Genomic DNA, 17,761 nt, shown 5'->3' with positions numbered 1-17,761 from the left:
CTCGCTGCCCTCGGCATGGACGTCACCATCGCCTCGCGCGAACAGACCGCATGAACCGCGCCAACGCGTATCACTGCAGGTGATTTTCAAGAGAGTGGGCCAAGCACAGCCACCCGAACAAGCCGAAGCACTGGGTATCCGATAAGTACTTCGGCCGGTTCAACAAGGCCAGGAGGGACCGGTGGGTGTTCGGCGACCGTGTCATCGGCGCCTACCTGCTCAAGTTCTCCTGGACGAAGATCGTCCGGCACCGGTTGGTCAAGGGCAGGGCGTCTCCGGACGACCCGGCGCTAGAGTCGTACTGGGCCGAGCGGCGCCGCAAGGGACCGCCTCCGCCGGTCGACGGCATGACCGTGCGCCTGCTTCAGGCGCAACAAGGTCGCTGTCTGATCTGCGGAGGACTCCTGCTGCACGCCGATCACCCGCCGCAAAGCCCGCAGGAGTGGGAAGCGTGGCGTGCCGTCCTCAGGAAGGCGATCTCCAAGCAGTACATCGCGTTCCCGAGCGGAGGCTCACCGGACGATCAGCGAATCCGTCTCCTGCACACCCGCTGTCAACGGCGGAGCCAACCCGCCGATCCTGCACCTTCTCCCGTCCGCGAGCCTCTGGGGCTTGCTTGAGCCGTGTGCGGTGAACAGCTGCTTGCACGGTTCTGAGGGGGCGGGGACGCAGCAATGCGTCCCCGCTACCCGACTGATCATCGGGCTGAACCGGTCGGCGATCGGCACGCTCGTGGAACGTACTACCCGCTACACGATGCTGGTTCACCTGCCACGGGCCGAGGGCTACGGCACGATCCAGCGCACCAAGAACGGGCCTGCGCTGGCCGGCTACGGTGCCGTGGCCATGAAGGACGCCCTGGCCATCACGATGTCCAGTTTGCCCGACCAGCTTCGTCGTTCACTGACCTGGGACCGCGGGAAGGAACTCTCCGCTCACGCCCAACTCACCATCGAGACAGGGCTACCGGTCTACTTCGCGGACCCGCACGCCCCCTGGCAACGCGCCACGAACGAAAACACCAACGGACTGCTACGCCAGTACTTCCCCAAGGGCACCGACCTGTCCAGATGGAGCGCCGACGAGCTGGCCGCCATTGCCTCGGTCCTCAACTCCCGCCCCCGCAAGACCCTCGACTGGAAGACACCCGCCGAAGCCCTCGACGACTATCTACAATCAACGCAAGCCAGCGTTGCGACGATCAGTTGAATCCGCCTTCGCTCCCGCGGTCCGAATGGAAGATCACGCCGCGGACGTCTCCACCCCGGGTGGCCGCCGCCATGTTCAGCGCGGCCACGACCAGGTCCGCGTCGTGGTGGGTGCCCATCGCGTAGCCGAGCAGGCGCCGGGAGAACAGGTCGATGACCGTGGCGAGGTAGAGCTTGCCCTCCTCGGTGACGATCTCGGTCATGCCGCCCACCCAGACCAGGTCGGGTTCCTCGGTGGTGAAGTCCCGCTTGACGAAGTCCGGGGCGGCCGGCCGTTTCCCCGGCCGGGTCAGCCCGCGCCGGCGTTTCACCACCCGGGCCACCAGTCCGAGTTCGGCCATCAGCTTCGCGACGGTGTTCACCGAGATGCGCCAGCCCTTGCGGACCAGCAGGATGAAGATCTTCGGTGATCCGTAGGTGCCACCGGACTCGGTGAAAATCTCCTTGATCTCGTCGGCCAGCTGCTGCCGGCGCACCTCTCGCCCGGTCGGGCGACGATCACGCCATTTGTAGAACCACGACTCGCTCACGCCGAGGGCGCGGCACGAGATGGTGTGCGGGATGCCGTGCTCGGTCCTGTTGTCGCTGATCACCCCGGCCACGGCGGCCGGGTCCGCTGCAGCTACTTCACCCACAGGACCATGCAGCGTTTGAGGACATCGCGCTCCATTCCCAGCTCCCTGTTGTCCTTCTTCAACACCGCGTTCTCCGCCATCAGCCGGGCGATCAACGCGTCCTTGTCCTCCGGCGTCACCTGCCCGGCCCGCTTCGCCCGCGAGACCCAGCTCGCCAGCGTCGTCTCGTTGATCCCCAGGTCCTCCGCGACCTCGGGGACCGGCTTCCCGGTCTCCGTCACGATGCGTACCGCCCCCTCACGAAACTCCGCCGTGAACTTCCGACGCTTCTCCGCCATGACAACCAACATCCCCTGCTGTCACGGACTCCACGCTACGAGGGGAACCTCAAGGACAGGGTTCGGCTGCGCGGCATGAGGGACAGGTGCACTCACGCAGTTCGTTCACGGAGGGACGCCCTATTTCGACGCCTGACCCAGATAGGCATCCAGGCCGGCCGCCGCCAGTGGGGAGAAGTCCTGTGGGTCAGGGCTGCCGTGCAGCCGCAGCAGGAAGTGGTCCTCGGCGGCGATGCAGTCGGTGCACGGCAGGACGCGTGACAGCAGCCGTCCGAAGTCGTGGCAGGTCGCCCGGACGTCGACGTTGTTGAGACCGATCCACACGTGCAACGTGCCATCCCGAACGTCCAGTTCGACGTCGACGCGGGCGCCGGCGGCGACGGCCGCTTCACCACACCATTTCAGAGTCTCGTGCAGCGTCCCAAGCTGAACCGGAAGCGGGAAGAACGCCTCCTGGCGCATGTCGTCGCGGACCGACACCCCAGTGTGGGGCGCCTGGTCACGCCACCAGTCCTGCAAAATGTCCCGCACGGAGGCGGCCCATGCCGCCGTGCCCGCCGCGCGCCGGACGGACTCGGTGGCATGGCGCCGGACCACGCTCCCGGTGTCGGTGCCCTGCTCCGCAGCCATCCGGCGCAGCAGGGAGCGCGGCCCGTACCGGGTGTCGTCGACGCTCTTGCGGTACAGCTCCCGCAACGCCTCGGGCGCCTCCGCGTCGTCCGGGCCAAGTAGGACCGTGACACGGTCGGCCCAAGCGAGAAACGCCTCGGTGTCGCCGGTGGCGAGGAGGTCCGTGCCGAGGTCGCCGCGGGCCAGGATGCGGGCGCGCTGCCGTTCCGACGTGGGGCCGAGGCCGTCGAGCTGGGCGCGGAGCAGGTAGGTCAGCAGCTCGCGTTCCGGGTCAAGGAGGGCGTCGACGAGGTCGGTGGCCGGGGCAGCGAGGATGTCGAGGACGGCCTGCGCGGTCGCCCTTTTCGCCTCCGGCTTCCCGGGAGTGCCGGCCAGTTGCTCCGTCCACCGGTAGACACGGCCACGCGTGTCCCGCAGCACGACTGTCGCCGTAAAGCTCCTAAGGTGCTCCGGCCCTGAGATCTCGTACTCAAAGTCGTGGTCGACGCCGTACGCGGCGGCCATGGCGGCCAGGACGGTGATCGGGTCGTGTCCGTGTTCCAGTCCGGTGAGCCAGTCGTCCAAGACGACCGGTCGGCGCTCCAGCAGCCGGGGCCCATGCGTGCGCCAGACCGCTGCGACGACTGCCTGGGTGGCGTCAGACACCGCCGTGCGACCCTGCCCGCTTTCGCCGCGGCTGGTCAGCAGCCCCTCCGCTACCTGGAGGGCCGCGCCGAGCTGGGCGGTGTCCTCGTCCGAGGCAGTGAGAATGCGGGTTTCGTCCTCGTCGGGTGTGAGGCCGCGTGCGAGGGTCCGGCGGGCTCTGACGTGGGCGGCCAGGTAGTTGATGACGTGCGAGCCGTGGTGGGCCAAGATGTGGTTGTTGCGCTGACGGGCAGCGGTCACGGCGGCCTGGTTCTCCAGGATCCAGGAGGCGTGGGTGAGAGCCTGGGCGAGGAGGCCGTCCGCTCGGTGGCCGAGTTCGAACATCGTCGCCAGGTCGCTGACGGCGTCCCGGTGTCTGTTGCCCGGCTGCGCGTACGGCAGCGGCGGCATGCTCCGATTGGCGACCGGCGCCGCCTTCTGCCCTTGGTCCGCTCGGACCGCCTGCGGGTATCTGTTTAGCAGGGCTTGGGCCGCGGTCGCTCGTGCGGCCTTCTTCGACAGGCCGGTGCCCTGGGCCGTGCGGCCGGTGCGGGTACGGGCGGTGGCGCGGAAGACCTTCCGGTGGTCAGGGCCTTCCTCGTCGTAGTCGTAGGTGAGCCCTTCCTTGTGGAAGGCCGTGTGCGCCAGCGTGACGGGATCAGCGCTGGTTTCTGCGGACGGGTGGTCGAGGTCGGGCCAGGCAGCGGCGACGAGCCGACGGGCAACCTGGTGCTCATCGCAGAGGCTGAGCGCGCCGAGGATCTGCCGTGCGACCGTTTCGGACACGGACTTCGCGGGCTGCTGCGCCTCGCCAGCGCCCATGCGCACCAGACGGCGTTGGGCGGCCCACTGGCCCAGTGCTCGGTCTGCGGCGCCGCGCCGCCGAGCATGTTCGGCGGACTGCTCGCCCGCCGTCTTAGGAGTGGCCCATCGCGCGTAGGCGTCGAGCAGGATCACGTCGAGCGCGGTGCCACCGAGCCGATCGAGCAGGCCGAGCACGTACGGCGTGATGCTGTCGGCCTGATGGCTTTCGTAGAGGTGGCTGCGGTGCTCTGCGGCCAGCCCAAGCCAAGCCGTCACCTCCGGTCCGGCACCCCAATCCCTCACGGTCTCCCGTACGGCAGCGCGGACGACGTCCCCGAAGGTGCCCACCAGCGTCACGGGCGGCTCGCACAGTGCCGGGTACGTCACTTCGCGGACCTCGAGCGGCCGTACGGCGCGGCTGTAGGGCCGGACCGGCTCAGGCAGCGGACGGTGGCCGGTCCTGGGAGGGTCGGGCCGGGCGGCGACGCCGGCGGACGTGCTCTTGGCGCGACGCGGGGACGAGAGTCGGTGGTGGTCGGTGCGTTGGGCCTTGCGCGTCGGGGCCTTCCTCTTCCGCCCGTCCGTCCTCGGCGCGCCGCTGACCTCCAGGAGGTCCTGGAGCTCGGCAGTGAGCCAGAAGGGGAGGCCGGTCGGGGGCTCCCCTCCGTCGAAGAAGTCTCCGGCCAGTTCGACACAGTACGTGTACCGATCCCACTCGTATCGGCTCGCGTGCTCCTGGCCGAGCGTACGCAGCGCCGACCGCATCCGCGCATACGGCACCTTCCGGCCGCCCAGCTCGTATGACGTCCGCTTCCTCGCGGCCTCGATCGCGAGCGCGATGCGGTGTACGGGTGTCGGCGGCGCGGTTTCCCGCAGCGACACGATGCCGACCCAGCGATTCATGCCCCTCCCCCATGCGGCACGCACAGCCCGCCCGCACCGGCACGCGTCACCGCGCTCCCCTCCGGCGTGCGGACGATCCTCCCCGGCCGCTGTCCCCAGGCGATCACGCTGCACCACCGAGGTCGGTGATGCCGACGCGACCGCGTGAGCAGCGTAGTTGCTTCCGCGCTTATGGTGAACTGCTCTGCGGGAGCCGGTAGTGGCGCCCGCTCCCGATCAGGGTCTGCCATGCGGCTGGCTTGCGTCGCACCGTTGGACGTGGACCAGCCGACGGGTCTCATCCACTGTCGGCGGGACTGGGTTTGTCCCCCTGCAGCCTCGTTCCGCTCGTCTTCGTTCGGCGGCGGGCTTCCCCGGACTTCCTGGCAGACTGCGCCTTCCTCTTCGCCAGTTTCCGCTCCCGCTCCCTTTTCTCCCAAGCCAGCCATTTCCGCCGCTCGCGCTGAAACTCCTCGGGGGTCAGTCGCATATAGGCAGTCGCGACCTTGTGGGGCGCCTTCCGGCGATCTTCACCGCGGTCTGCAACGCGGGGGACAGCGGGAGCCTTTACGCGGGCAGCCGAGGCCTTCTTGGACCGCTTTCCCCGCGGTTTCACCGGTACGGGCATCGCCGGGCTCGAGGGCTTCTCTGTCTTGACTGGAGCAGCCCCCAACCCGTTGTGCCGCCGCTCGGCGTCACGGGCGAACTCCAGGTCCTGCAGCGTGCGCCGACGACAATCCTCCTGCTGCTTGGAGATCCGCTTCGCGGCTTTGCTCGACTCGACCCCGCCTTTGCCCGACGGTTTGCCAAGCCGGGCACTCACACCGTTGCCCACCACACCCCCACATATCACGCATCCACACGTTGCAACGTCCTGCCGCCGCCCTCGGCTCTCCCCCGACTGCTGCCCCCTACGCTCACACCGCACCATCGGGACGGCTGGTGTCGACGCATCCGTCTGACCAGCGTAGGTGCCGCGGCCCGCCTGGCGAACAGTCGCGCGCACCAGTCTCCCGCTGGTGTCTCCTGGGTGGCCGCGCCATCCCTGGGCGGGTGTGTCAATTTAACGGCTGATCTTGGTTGTTGAGGTTCAGTTGTTGGCCGGGGTGAGCCGGCCCTCGAAGGCGATCTGGAATGCGTTGAGGGGTGCCTTCCAGCGCATGGTCCATCGCTTGCGACCCTTGCCGGTCGGGTCCAGGCTCATCAGCGCCATGTAGACGCACTTGAGGGCGGCGGCCTCGTTGGGGAAGTGTCCGCGGGCCCGGACGGCCTTGCGTATGCGGGCGTTCACGGACTCGATCGCGTTCGTCGAGCAGATGACCTTCCGGATCTCGACGTCGAAGGAGAGGAAGGGCACGAACTCGGCCCAGGCGTTCTCCCACAGTTTGATGATCGCCGGATACTTCCGGCCCCAGGCTTCCTGGAACTCCCCGAACCGCTCTGTCGCCGCGTCTTCGCTGGGTGCGGTGTAGACGGGCTTGAGGGCTCTGGCGACCTTGTCCCAGTCCTGGCGGGCCGCGTAACGAAAGCTGTTGCGCAGGAGGTGAAGCCGTCAAGAAACAACGCGGTGGTTCTCGCTGGCTGTATGAGGCGGATCGGGTCATTCCAGGGCGGCCGATCCGAGTAGTTCCTGGGCGGTGGTGAAGCGTCGCTCGGCGGTGAGAATCATGATGTGGTGGGCGTCGAGGACCGGCTCGACGTGCGACCGGCTGGAGGGTGCGGCCGGCGCAGTCGGAGCACAGGCGGGCGGTGCCGGTGATGCGGTAGGCGCACACCGGGCAGTCGGGGAAGCCTGCCGGATCCGGGAGACCTGCCGTCACAGGCCGGCCAGGGCGAGCTGCTGGCGCTGCTGGCCGGCGGCCTGAATGTCCGCGGCCTGACCCAGGCGGTCCGTGATGTCGCTGGAGGCGGTGACCAGGATCGCCCGGTCCTCGTCCAGCATCCTCTTAGCCCAGGGCTGCGTGTCGGCGAGAGAGCGGATCAGGAAGACGAGCTTGCCGTGCTCGGCGGCCAGGCGGGCCTGCATCTTGGCACCCGACGTGCTGGAAGCCTCAATGACGACGCTGCCCAGGGTGGTACCGGAGGTGACGACGTTGCGGCGCGGGAAGGTGTACTTCGCCGGCGGGCTCGTGGGCCAGAACTGGCTCAGCAGCGCTCCGCCGGCGGCGAGGATCGCCTTCGCGAGCGGCCGGTTCTCGGCCGGGTAGATCGGGGCGGCGATGCCGGTGCCCATGACGGCGAAGGTCCGGCCGCCTGCGCTGAGCGTGGCCTGATGGGCTGCCGCGTCGATGCCCTTGGCCAGACCGCTGGCGATCACGACGTCGTGCTCGACGAGCTCGCGGGCCATCCGGGCCGCCCGGCGCAGCCCGTCCTCGGATGCCTGGCGGGTGCCGACGACGGCGATGGAGCGGGCGTCGCGCTGATCGAGCTCGCCGCGGTAGAACAGGAACGGCGGCAGGTTGCCGATCAGCCTCAGGTTCGCCGGGTAGTCCTTGTCCAGGACCGTGACCAGGCGCGCGTCGGCGTTACTGGCCGCGGCGAGCTCGTCGTCAACGCGGGCACGGGCATCGTCCAGGCCGGCGGCCAGGGCCTGCTGCAGCAGGGGGCGGTTCTTCGTCGCGGCACGCGAGTCCTCGTGCAGCTGTCCGTCCATGAGCGCGGCCAGGCCCTCGGGGCTCTGGGCGCTGCGGGCGAGCAGGCTCCAGTCCAGGGTGGCGTCGCCGGTGCGCAGCGCGCACAGGGTCAGCAGATCGTGCTGGTCAGCGGTGATATTGAGGTCCATCGGGTGTCCTTCTACTCGTGGCCCCTGGATGTTCGAAGGATGAAGCGGTGTCTCGGGCCACTTCCATCATGGCGTACGCGGCCCCCGTAGGGGCGGGAAGGGGCACTCGGGCCGGTTCCTCAGGCGTGCCGCCGCTGTTCCATGCGGGCGAGAGCTTCGGCGAGCTGGGTGGCCCGCCGGGCGCCGCGACGGGTTCCCAGATGATCCCTGTCGCCAGACAGATGCCGCTGACCAGGCGCTCGGTCTCGCTGGTGTCGTACCACTGCTCGACTTGTCCGGGCAGGGCGATCCACCACAGGGCTTGGTCGTCGTCTTCCCGGCCGGAAGGAGGTACTCGCCGCGCCAGACGAGGGGGTACGCGTTCTGCTGGAGGTGGGTGAGCATCTGGCCGAGGTGCTGCTGCCGGGCGTTCTTGGAGGAGGTCATGGGTGAGCGGGTGCCGACGGGAACCGGGCGCGGTGCCGGATGGGGCATGCGGGCCGTGGTCGGCTCGGGGGCCGGGGGCTCGGCGGCGGCTTCGTGGGCGGCGGCGAAATGCTCCATGGCCGCCGTCAGGGACATCGACGGCCCCTCCCCCGCTCCTCCGGGGCCCGAGGTCGTCTGGAAGTCCGCCAGGGTGATGTTGTTGGTGGTGAAGGGGTCGATGGTGACGCCGGGGCGTAGCCGGTAGACGGTGTGGCGCGAGGGGTACTTTCCGATGGTCAGGGCGATGACCCGCGCTGCTCCGGCCGCGCTGAGGAGGGTGCGGGCCCATTCGACGGACTTGCCTTCGGTGGTGAAGTCATCGAAGACGATCACCGTCCTGCCGGCGATCTTCTTCTTGTAGGCCGGGTGGACTCGTACGGTGCGGGCCTGGGCGGCGATGGAGATGTTCAGGGTGCCCGTCGACTGGCCGATGCTCTTCCTGTACCGCTCCAGGCTGGTGTCGGGGGCCTGGGCGACGCGTTCGAGGAGGTCCTCCTTGTAGGAGGAGCCGGTCATGACTTTGGCCCGCTCCAGGAAGCCAGCGAGCTGCGGGCTGCCCTTGGCCGGCGTGCTGCTGGGGTACACGCAGAAGAAGCTCTGACCGGGCAGGGCGCCCTCGAGGTAGGCCGCGCACAGGAGGTGCAGCATCAGGACATCGCGCGCGTCCTGGTCGCCGACCTTGACGGTCTTGTCGTAGGTGAAGATGTCCTTGACCGTGAAGGTCCGGCCGCCGCCGCGGGGGAACTGCGCGTTGAAGGGCAGCATCGAGCGGATTGCGAAGGCGCGGTCCTCGTCGTCGAGACGGAACGCCCAGCTGGGCTCGTGCAGCAGGAAGTGCTCCAGGAGTTCGATGACGTCGGCCGGCTCGTCGGAGGTCAGCGAGGTGATCGGCTTGCCCAGGCGGCTGGCCCAGCGGGCGTGGATGTGGACGACGCCGGCGTGGATGGCCCGTGTACCAGTCGAACTGCGAGGTCCCGACGAGGATGATCTGGTTCGTGCGGAGGCTGAGCCTGTCCGCGACCGCCTCCAGCCAGGCGCCGTTTCCGCGCTTCGCCTTGTCCGGGATGTCATCGCGGCACAGGTGCAGGGCCGGTTCGGGAAGGCCGGCCGCAGCAAGGGCCGACTTGGCGTCCATCGGGTCGTTGGTCAGCAGAACCCAGGCCACATCGCGGTCATCGAGCCACCGCAACAGCTCGGCGATCCCCTCGTGGGCGTGCCCCGGCCCGCGCAGGACTGCCTTGTAGTCGATCGCGACCGCGCGCACCGTGTGCTTCTCGTCCATCGCCGCGCCCCACTGCTGGCCGTGATCATGAACTGACCCTCTGGCCATGATCTCAGCCGTTCCGGCCGCGCACCTGCGGATTCCGGATTCCCCGGCTCCGGCTCCCCTGCCAGCCGGCCCTGCGACTCCACCGACGGGACTTCGCCGCCCCAGGCGTCACATCCGCCTCAACTTCGTTAAGTAACCCACTCTTCTGTCCCGCGACGCCTGTAGGGCACGAGGGCCACCCGGGCCCCGGAGCGGAGGCACGAACGATGGAAGAGCAGAACGCACACGGCGTCGACAGGATCGTGGTGGGGCTGGCCCAGCGGCCGGGGACCGAGCCGCCGTGCGCGGATGGGGCCGACGTCCAGCGCCGCGGGAAGATGGTGTGTGCCGCGGGGGTGGACGGGGCCGGCCACCACCCGGACACCGTGCGGTACTCCGCGCTCACCCCGGCGGTGATCACGCACATCGGGATGACGCTGGGCGGGCTGGTCGGGCTGATGACAGCCGGGCAGATGGCCGCGGCCTACGACCAGGCGCCGCACGCGTCGGCCGTGTACGCCTGCATGGAGCCGGGGCAGCCGACGTCCGTCCACTGGATCGGAGACTGCCGGGCGTACGGCTGGCGGGAGGGCGCCGGGCTCACCCTCTGGTCCGACGACCAGACCATGGGCAACTGGCTGCGTAGGAACGGAGGGGCGGCCGTGCAGCTCGAGGCCGAGAAGCACGACAACTGGTCCCGACTGGGGGTCGCGCAGGCCTCGTCCGCGACGTGCCGACAGGTGCAGATCCCCGGGAGGACGCCGCGTTGGTGCTGCTGGTGTCCGACGGGGTCTCCGACCAGGTGCCCCCGGAGGTGTTCGCCCGGCTGTGCTGCGAGTACGCGGCCGACCCCCAGGTGCTCGCGGACACCTTGGTCGCGGCGGCCGGGGAGGACGAGAGCGGGTACTGCGACGACGCCACCGTGGTCGTCCTGCTCCGGGTGGAGGGCTGAGGGCTTCCCTTGTCCGGGGCGCGGACGGCGGGTGGGGCGTTCAGGCCTCCGGGGCGTCGTGGCGCTCGGGTTGGTCTGCTGGTGGGGTGAGGTGCTCTACCAGGACGAGCAGCATCAGCACGGCAAGGGAGCCGAGGAGGATGGCTGACCACCCGATGGTCCACGGAGTGCTCCGGGTGTGGATCACCGTGGGGGTGAGCACCACCATGGCGGCGACCGTGCCGCACGGCAGGATCCACTGCCGCCTCATCGCCGGGCGCCCGGCACGGCGTCGTCGGGCTGGTGCCCGTCGAGGGTGTGGTTGGCCGGATGGTGAGGATGGTTCTGCCACGGAGCGGCCATGTTCATGAGCTCGCGGATCGGCTGTGCCGGGGTCCTCGGCATGTACGGCCCCGGCGTAGGACTTCTCCAGATCGTGGGCGGCGGTCCAGTCGGCCTCGTACGCCTCGCGGCCGTCGGGGTATTGCTCGCGGCGCCGGTCATCGAGCCGGTCCACGATGAACTGGTAGGCGCGTACGCCGGTCTGCGGGTCCAAGGGCATGCGGTGGATCTTTCGGAGTCGGTGGCCTGGTCGGCTGTGGGTCGGTCTATCGCCTGAGCGGTCGTGCGGCGCGGGCGCGGCGCGCGGCGCGGAATGCTTCGGCGGGATCGTCGCAGGCTCCGGGGGCCGGACGCCACTCATCGGCTCGCCGGAGCGTGAAGGGGTGCCATCGACCGTCGAGACCGGGCCGGATCTGGACGCCTGCGGTCGAGTCGGTGATCGCTCCGTCGGCGATGTCGATGACGCCGGGGGCGACGGCGCGGGAGGCGCGCATGGCGTTCCCGGCCTGTTCCAGCGTGCTCGGCGGGACCGTGGCTGCGGCGAGGGTGGCGTGGGCGCCGGCCGGGCCTCCGTGGCGGTAGCCGATCATCATGGCGCGCAGCGCGGCTTCGGTGAGGCCGGTGGCGTCGGCGGCGGCGGGAGCCGGTCGACGCCGTGGGGGTGGCAAGGATCCGTACGGTGTCGGCGAGGTCGTCGTGGGGTTGGTCCGGGGGCCGCGGACAGGAGGGCGCGGGCGCGGTGGGCTGCGTCCTGGGCCATCCAGGCCAGGTCCTGGGCGCGGGGCCCGGGGAGGGGCGGGTCGTCGAGGGTGGTGGTGGCCGGGACGACGGTGTCGAGGTCTAGGTCGGTCCGCCCGGGAGTCCTTCGCACGTCGACCGCTCCTTCGTGGTCTTCACAGAGTGCGCAGGACGGCGACCACCTTGCCGAGGATGGCCGCGTCGTCTCCCGGGATCGGCTCTTACGCCGCGTTGTGGGGCATCAACCACACCCGGCCCCTCTCGCGGCGCAGGCGCTTGACAGTGGCCTCGCCGTCCAGGAGCGCGGCAACTTCCCGGAGTCAGCCGATCGCGAGCTGTCCGCCGTGAGCCTGAAGAACCGTGCCGGTGATGTAGCTGGCACGGGAGGAAGCAAGGAACAGAACTGCTTCCGCGATTTCTTCAGGTCTTGCGACCCGCCCCAGTACGGTGGTTCGCCCGATCTCCTGGAGGGTTTCATCTCCCATCTCCTCCGTCCCCGGGGTATAGACAGGGCCGGAGGCCACGGCATTCACGCGAACTCCCTGGGCACCGAACTCGTCAGCCCATACTCGTGTGAGGAGTTCGAGCGAGGCTTTGGAGGCCCCGTAAGCTGCCGCTCCCCGGACTGGCGTGGTGGCTGCTCCTGTACTCAGACTCACGATGGCGCCATGCCCCCGTGTGGCCATTCCTGGTGCGAGCGCGCCAACCAGGAGCATCGGCGCGCGCGAGTTGATGGCCATATGGGTGTCGAACATCTCAGCTGTGGTCTCCGGGGTGCTGGCGAACCGATAGATGCCGGCGTTGTTGATCAGAACATCCACCTCGCCTGCTTCAGCAGCAAGACGCAGAACCTCCTCGGACTTGCTCAGATCCGCGGCAACGAACCGGGCGTTCCCGCCTGCGGCGGCGACTTCGTTGACGGTCTCCGCACCGCGCTGTTGGTCCCGCCCGTGGACGACGACCGACGCTCCCAAGCCTGCAAGGCGAAGGGCAATGGCCCGGCCGATGCCAGAGGTGGCTCCGGTGACAAGAGCGGTGGATCCGTCCAGTTCTGCAGTCATGGGAAGCTTCTCCAAGTCGAGAGGGACGACATGCTGTCGGTTGTTGCTCATGTAACTGATGATCCTGATGTTCATTCCGGAGCGGGGGCGGACCCACGCCGGGCAAGACCGGTGATCATGGTCCAGCCGCCCTTCATCCGGCGGTAGCCGGGGATCCGTCGGCAACGTCGCCGTGGCCGTAGGCGGTGCGGACCCCGGAGACGGACATGCCGGAGACGGCGGCGAGGTCGGCGAGCTTGAACGGGTGTGAGTAGTTGAGGTACAGGAAGTAGCGCCGAGATTGATCATGGTCGTGCGCTGGGGATCTCGGTGTCCGGGCGGGGCCGGGGGACATCGGCGTTCTGGAGCGCGGCGAACTCCCCGCGAGCCGCTTCGATGGCCTCGGGGTACGCCTGGGCCTTCTCGTGTTCAGCGAGGGCCCGGTAGACGCTGGCGACGGACGGGCACTGCCCCTTGCGCTTGCCGGTGGGGATGATCAGGTCGGGCTAGATCTGCTCGACGGATTCGCCGCCCGCGCGGCGCCGGATCACGGTGTGCGGCATGTCGTCGGTGATGACCGGTGGCCGGCCGCTAATGCTTGCCCTTGCGGGCCGCAGTGTCGAGCCCTTCGAGCGTCGACTCGCGGATGTTATCCCGTTCGGTCTCCGCCATCGCCGCGAAGAACGCGAACAGCAGGCGGCCGGGACCGCTCGGGTCGTACATCCCCGGCAGGGTCCCGGCGAGCATCTCCAGGATCAGGCCGTGGGCGGTGAGGTGGTCGGCGAGCGCAGTGAGTTCGGCGGCATCGCGGCCGAGGCGCTTCATCTCGTAGACAGTGAAGATGACGCGGCAGTGCGGGGCATGCGCCTTGATCTCGCGGGCGGCGGCGAGCGCGGCTTCGAACTGCGGGCGTATCCGGATGCGGGTGCTGATCTTCTCGCTGAAGATCTTCTCTCGTGAGATGCCGTGCTTGGTGAGTGCGTCGAGCTGCGAGTCGAGTTCCTGGCCGAGGGTCGAGCAGCGGGCGTAGCCGATGCGGATGTCGGCGCCGGGGGTGTCGGGGTCGAGCGGTGCCGGGGCGGGGGTGCCGGGACGCCACGGCTGCCCCGGGCCTCGGTCGGCCGGGTCGGCACCCGTAGCAGCTTCGAGAGTCGGGGCACCTTCGTGAACCGGCAGGTGTGGTAGCTGCCGGCGACCGCGCCGCCGCGCGAGCGGCACGGCGAGCCCGGTTCAGCCGCGCACCGCGGGCGCGGATGGCGCTGGACGTCGTCCGCGTCGGACGGGGAGGGGCCTTGAGGGCCCGTCATGGGCCCGGAGCTTCGCAGAATCAAGTCTCAGAAGGGGGTGTGACCCGCTTTTGAGTGAGAACGAGTTGTGCGAACCGGTCGAGGGTCCGGAGGGGCTGCTGAGCCTTTAAGTGATCTTGCTCGGGCAAAGGACCGTTTGTGAGAGGCTGCTTCGCGGTCAGGCCACCCTCATCGGGGATACCGCACAGCACTGGGATTCACCCACCAGCGACATCACAGTCACCTTGAATTGCTACCTCAGTAGTCGCTGCGCTTCATACAGCGTTGTCCATACCGACGAACAGTTTCGCGATACGCCACTCGCCTTCGGCATGCTGCAGCGTGAACGTGTAGAAGCCGGTCGTGATCACGGTCGGGCTTCCACCTGCGTTCGACGTCAGCATCAGGTAGGCCCACACCACTGCCGCGCCGGCGTCCGCACTGCGGAAGACCATGTTGGTCCGGTTGTGCCTGCGCTGATCGCACCCCGCGTCAAGTCGAGTATCGCCGCGCGTCCGACGAAGGGGCCTTGCTCGACCTCACCGGCGATCGTGAGCGTCATGTTGGCGTCTTCGGTCAGGACGCCCGCCAACGTCACCAGATCTCCGTGCGAAGGCGTAGCGCGCCAGCGTCTGCTGGACGGCGAACCGCTCTGCAGGGTCGAGATCCACCTCCCCCGCAGGCGTTGCGGTGAGGTAGCTGCTTCCCCAGCCGAAAGCCGCAGTTGTCGTCATATCAAGCCTCGTTCGTGCTCGGTTGTCGGGTGAAAGATCGGGCGCGCACAGAGCGACAGCGGTCACCCGGCGTGCGATGGGAGGGCGGAGCGCGGGACATGAGCGGCGCGCCGCCTTGCGACCGACCGCTCCACCGTCAGGACGCCGGACCGCTGCCGCCGGCGACGGTGATGTGCTGGCCGGTGATATACGCGGCTCCGCCAGCATCAGGAATGTGATCGTCTCGGCGATCTCCTGCGGCGAACCGAGCCGACCGAACGGGTCCGCTCGGTTCGCCGCAGCGAGCATCGCGGCCGCGTAGTCGCCAGACGCGCCCCAAGGTCTCCGCGTCGGCGTCCCGAAGGCCACCGGTGCCCTGAGGACGAGCGCCGGACGCGTCGGTGAGACGGCTCGTTCCTAAGGGACCGTGAGCACGATCTTGCCCTGGATGTGCCCCTGGGCGACGCGCTCGTGCGCCGCCCGGGCATCCGCGAGCGGGAACGTGCTGTCGATCGCGACGCGAATCTTCCCCGCGTCGACCAAGCTCTCCAGTTCGGCGAGTTGCTCGCCGCTCGAGCGGACCGACACGGCCGTGACCGTGACACCCAGCTCCGCGTTCTCCTCGTCGTCGAACTGGCCGAAGTACACCGGGTAGAGGGACCCGCCGCGCTTGAGGGTGCGCAGGAAGCGCCTGCTGTCGGGACCCCCGACGGTGTCCAGGACCAGGTCGACGTCACGAACGACCTCCTCGGGCCGCTCCTTGGTGTAGTCGATGAACTCGTCGGCGCCGAGCTCGCGCAGGAACGTCTCGTGCGCGCCGGAGGCCACGGCGATGACGCGGGCCCCCTTCCACTTGGCCAGCTGGAGAGCAAGGTGCCCCACGCCACCGGCAGCGCCGTTGATGAGCACCGTGCTCTCGCTGTCGAGTGCCATCGGGCGGTGCTGGGCCTCTTGGAACGGCGAGGGATGATCGTGCCCGAGCTCGATCAAGAACTGCCACGCCGTCAACCCCGACATGACCAGGGCGGCGGCGTGCACGTGATCGATGCCGGCCAGCTTGCGGGCGAGGTCGGACGCCGGCGCGGTGACGTACTCGGCGTACGCGCTGCTCTGGAGAACGGTGGGGAAGCGCAGAAGGCCGATCACCTCATCTCCGACCGCGAAGCCGTTGACGTCGGCGGCGACGGCTTCCACGACGCCTGAGACGTCGGTCCCCGGAATCAGGGGGAGATGGAACTCGGGCCTGATCTCGGGGGGTATGTCGGGCATCCCCTCTCGGGCATACCGGTCAGGAGGGTTGATGCCGACCGCGTGCACGCGCACGAGCACCTCACCCGGCCCCGGCACGGGAACCGGAACCTCCTCATAACCCAGCACCTCAGGGCCGCCGAACTCGTGCAGCCGGATCGCTTTCATGGTCTGTTTCGGCACAGCTCTCTCCTGCGTCTCTCGCGGGGTAAACTAAGTGAATCGATGGTCCGTTTTTCCGGACCACTGATCCGAATATATGGACCACTGATCCGAATAGTCAAGAGGGACAGATGCGGGCCGACGCCAGGAAGAACCGCGAACACCTGCTCGCCGTAGCGGGCACCGCCATCACCGAGCAAGGCGTCGACGTGTCACTGCGCGACATCGCACGCAGGGCCGATGTCGGGCTCGCGACGCTGCTGCGTCACTTCCCGACGCGCGAGGCGCTGCTCGATGCCCTGCTCCGCACGAACTTCGACGAACTGACGGCAAAGGCAGGCGAGCTCGAGACATCGAGCTCGCCCAAAGACGCTCTCGTTTCGTGGCTACGCGACTGCGTCGCGTGGACAACCGAGTATCGGGGCGCGATCGTGCTGATGGCAGCCGCCATCGAGGACACCGAATCCGCACTCCACGCCTCGTGCGCCACCCTGCGCGCAGCCGGCGCGCGGCTCCTCACCCGTGCCCAGGCCGCGGGCATGGCGCGGAGCGATATCGATGGCGCCGATTTGTTCGCGCTGGTAATGGCGCTCGCTTGGCTCGGCGATCAACCCTCGCTCGCGCCACGCGCCGATCGCCTCTTCGACGTTGTCGCAAGCGCGATCCTGACCAGCACAGCGAGCAGCGATGCCGAGGAGGAACGCCTCCCTCGCGCCCGTAGCTGAAACCGTCGCGCACGCGGACCAGCGAAACTCGGCCGCGCGCTCGGCAGGAGCGGATCGACGCCGAGTTCGCCAAGGCGGTCAAGGGCACCGGCATCGAGCCGCGCGCTCCTCGGGAGCGGACCGCGGCCGCCGCGAAGCGGCTGACGAAGGCGGCGCGCACGAACAGTTCGAGGCCCAGGGCATCTTGTTCGTGCCCTACTTCCCGCTGGCCTCGGGTCGGCTCAGCAGCTACCACGAGCTGACGGGCCCCGCAAAGCGCCTCGGCACCTCGGCGCCACGTCGGCCCAGGTCGCGCTGGCCTGGCTGCTGCGCCGCTCTCCCTCCATGGTCGTCATCCCCGGCACGTCCCGACCACTTGCGCTCCAATGTCGCTGCGTCCGGGGTCGCCGAAAATCTGACCGACGCCGAGGTTGCCCAAACGCCCGACGCGCAGAGCGACCGCTGAGCAAGGCGGCGGCCCGCAAGCTGATCACGCCCTGGTCGGCTCCGGACGGTCAGTCCTGCCCTCCGTCGTCGCCCTCGTCCAGCTCGGGCACGTCCGGATCACGGGTGTGAGTAGTTGAGGTACAGGAAGTAGCGCGCTGCTGCCAGGTGTCTCGGTGCCGGCCCGGCAGGTGTCGGAGGCCGCCCGCACGGTGGCCGAGCGGCAGCTGTACGAGGCGGTGGCCAGGGCCGCGCGGAAGGCGGACCGGACACTGGCGTCGGCGCTGGTGGCACTGCTGGAGGTTCCGGAGGGCAGGCGGGTCTCGGAGTTGGAGCGGCTGCGGACGCCGCCGACGAAGTCGACGGGCACGGCGATGGCCCGTGCGATGGAGCGGGTGGAGGAGATCTCCGCGTTCGGACTGGGGCGGGTGCATCTGTCGCGGGTGCCGGTGAACCGGCTGAACACGCTGCGCGGTACGGGCAGCTGAGCAAGGCTCAGACGATCGAACGGGCGCCGGAGCCTCGGCGCGGAGCTG

General features: G+C 69.0%; 15 protein-coding genes and 5 pseudogenes. 7 read left to right on the top strand and 13 right to left on the bottom strand.

What is annotated here, in order from left to right; translation table 11 throughout:
* Positions 1 to 185 precede the first annotated feature (185 nt).
* Together AB0M62_RS27020 and AB0M62_RS27015 are read left to right on the top strand one after the other, a co-directional pair.
* Positions 186 to 620, top strand: a complete 435-nt coding sequence (locus AB0M62_RS27020) for a hypothetical protein (protein ID WP_366076890.1) — start codon at positions 186 to 188, stop codon at positions 618 to 620.
* A 73-nt stretch (positions 621 to 693) separates the two neighbouring features.
* Positions 694 to 1,209 (top strand): annotated as a pseudogene (locus tag AB0M62_RS27015) (IS30 family transposase); the annotation flags it as partial.
* Here the strand turns inward: AB0M62_RS27015 and AB0M62_RS27010 are convergent.
* The 6 genes and pseudogenes from AB0M62_RS27010 to AB0M62_RS26985 form a co-directional block, all read right to left on the bottom strand.
* The gene (locus tag AB0M62_RS27010; RefSeq protein WP_366076889.1) at positions 1,202 to 1,843 is read right to left on the bottom strand and encodes an IS3 family transposase; all 642 of its coding nucleotides are present in this window, start codon (positions 1,841 to 1,843) and stop codon (positions 1,202 to 1,204) included. The pseudogene AB0M62_RS27015 and the gene AB0M62_RS27010 overlap by 8 nt on opposite strands.
* Positions 1,831 to 2,121: a transposase gene (locus AB0M62_RS27005; protein WP_366076888.1), complete on the bottom strand. Its 291-nt coding sequence runs from the start codon at positions 2,119 to 2,121 to the stop codon at positions 1,831 to 1,833. Before AB0M62_RS27005 ends, AB0M62_RS27010 begins: the two co-directional genes overlap by 13 nt.
* 120 nt (positions 2,122 to 2,241) lie before the next feature.
* Positions 2,242 to 5,082, bottom strand: coding sequence for a putative dsRNA-binding protein (locus AB0M62_RS27000; RefSeq protein WP_366076887.1), 2,841 nt, complete (start codon positions 5,080 to 5,082; stop codon positions 2,242 to 2,244).
* Positions 5,083 to 6,151: 1,069 nt separating this feature from the next.
* A pseudogene (locus AB0M62_RS26995) lies at positions 6,152 to 6,610 on the bottom strand (transposase); the annotation flags it as partial.
* 267 nt (positions 6,611 to 6,877) lie between these two features.
* A complete protein-coding gene (locus tag AB0M62_RS26990; RefSeq protein ID WP_366076885.1) occupies positions 6,878 to 7,843 on the bottom strand; it encodes a DNA-processing protein DprA in 966 nt (321 codons plus the stop codon).
* A 66-nt stretch (positions 7,844 to 7,909) separates the two neighbouring features.
* A complete protein-coding gene (locus tag AB0M62_RS26985; RefSeq protein WP_366076884.1) occupies positions 7,910 to 9,073 on the bottom strand; it encodes a phosphoribosyltransferase in 1,164 nt (387 codons plus the stop codon).
* An 85-nt stretch (positions 9,074 to 9,158) separates the two neighbouring features.
* Between AB0M62_RS26985 and AB0M62_RS26980 the strand changes: the two genes are divergently transcribed.
* Complete coding sequence (locus AB0M62_RS26980; protein ID WP_366076883.1) at positions 9,159 to 9,626, top strand: hypothetical protein; 468 nt, start codon at positions 9,159 to 9,161, stop codon at positions 9,624 to 9,626.
* A 721-nt stretch (positions 9,627 to 10,347) separates the two neighbouring features.
* Positions 10,348 to 10,569: a hypothetical protein gene (locus tag AB0M62_RS26975; protein ID WP_366076882.1), complete on the top strand. Its 222-nt coding sequence runs from the start codon at positions 10,348 to 10,350 to the stop codon at positions 10,567 to 10,569.
* A 40-nt stretch (positions 10,570 to 10,609) separates the two neighbouring features.
* Here the strand turns inward: AB0M62_RS26975 and AB0M62_RS26970 are convergent, their stop codons facing one another.
* Both AB0M62_RS26970 and AB0M62_RS26965 read right to left on the bottom strand, forming a co-directional pair.
* The gene (locus tag AB0M62_RS26970; RefSeq protein ID WP_366076881.1) at positions 10,610 to 11,110 is read right to left on the bottom strand and encodes a hypothetical protein; all 501 of its coding nucleotides are present in this window, start codon (positions 11,108 to 11,110) and stop codon (positions 10,610 to 10,612) included.
* A 46-nt stretch (positions 11,111 to 11,156) separates the two neighbouring features.
* On the bottom strand, positions 11,157 to 11,558 hold the full coding sequence (locus tag AB0M62_RS26965; RefSeq protein ID WP_366076880.1) for a hypothetical protein: 402 nt from the start codon (positions 11,556 to 11,558) through the stop codon (positions 11,157 to 11,159).
* Between the two features lie 11 nt (positions 11,559 to 11,569).
* Between AB0M62_RS26965 and AB0M62_RS26960 the strand changes: the two genes are divergently transcribed.
* Positions 11,570 to 11,734 carry a hypothetical protein gene (locus AB0M62_RS26960; RefSeq protein ID WP_366076879.1) on the top strand — a complete coding sequence of 55 codons (165 nt, stop codon included), beginning with the start codon at positions 11,570 to 11,572 and terminating at the stop codon, positions 11,732 to 11,734.
* A 49-nt stretch (positions 11,735 to 11,783) separates the two neighbouring features.
* Here the strand turns inward: AB0M62_RS26960 and AB0M62_RS26955 are convergent.
* From AB0M62_RS26955 to AB0M62_RS26935, 5 genes and pseudogenes are all read right to left on the bottom strand, one after another.
* A pseudogene (locus AB0M62_RS26955) lies at positions 11,784 to 11,939 on the bottom strand (S24 family peptidase); the annotation flags it as partial.
* Between the two features lie 9 nt (positions 11,940 to 11,948).
* Complete coding sequence (locus AB0M62_RS26950; protein WP_366076878.1) at positions 11,949 to 12,740, bottom strand: SDR family oxidoreductase; 792 nt, start codon at positions 12,738 to 12,740, stop codon at positions 11,949 to 11,951.
* A 519-nt stretch (positions 12,741 to 13,259) separates the two neighbouring features.
* Positions 13,260 to 13,886 carry a recombinase family protein gene (locus AB0M62_RS26945; RefSeq protein ID WP_366076877.1) on the bottom strand — a complete coding sequence of 209 codons (627 nt, stop codon included), beginning with the start codon at positions 13,884 to 13,886 and terminating at the stop codon, positions 13,260 to 13,262.
* A 343-nt stretch (positions 13,887 to 14,229) separates the two neighbouring features.
* Positions 14,230 to 14,430, bottom strand: a pseudogene (locus tag AB0M62_RS26940) (nuclear transport factor 2 family protein); the annotation flags it as partial.
* Between the two features lie 654 nt (positions 14,431 to 15,084).
* Complete coding sequence (locus AB0M62_RS26935; RefSeq protein ID WP_366076876.1) at positions 15,085 to 16,098, bottom strand: NADP-dependent oxidoreductase; 1,014 nt, start codon at positions 16,096 to 16,098, stop codon at positions 15,085 to 15,087.
* A 110-nt stretch (positions 16,099 to 16,208) separates the two neighbouring features.
* Here AB0M62_RS26935 and AB0M62_RS26930 point away from each other — a divergent pair, with 110 nt between their 5' ends.
* Both AB0M62_RS26930 and AB0M62_RS26925 read left to right on the top strand, forming a co-directional pair.
* Positions 16,209 to 16,802 carry a helix-turn-helix domain-containing protein gene (locus AB0M62_RS26930; protein WP_366076875.1) on the top strand — a complete coding sequence of 198 codons (594 nt, stop codon included), beginning with the start codon at positions 16,209 to 16,211 and terminating at the stop codon, positions 16,800 to 16,802.
* A gap of 581 nt (positions 16,803 to 17,383) precedes the next feature.
* Positions 17,384 to 17,760, top strand: a pseudogene (locus AB0M62_RS26925) (Tn3 family transposase); the annotation flags it as partial.
* Position 17,761: the final 1 nt, after the last annotated feature.

The sequence above is a fragment of the Streptomyces sp. NPDC051219 genome (genome assembly GCF_040682335.1).
Lineage (GTDB): Bacteria > Actinomycetota > Actinomycetes > Streptomycetales > Streptomycetaceae > Streptomyces.
The sequence above is the reverse complement of the archived record's forward strand: the minus strand, read 5'-3'. Positions and strand labels throughout refer to the sequence as shown.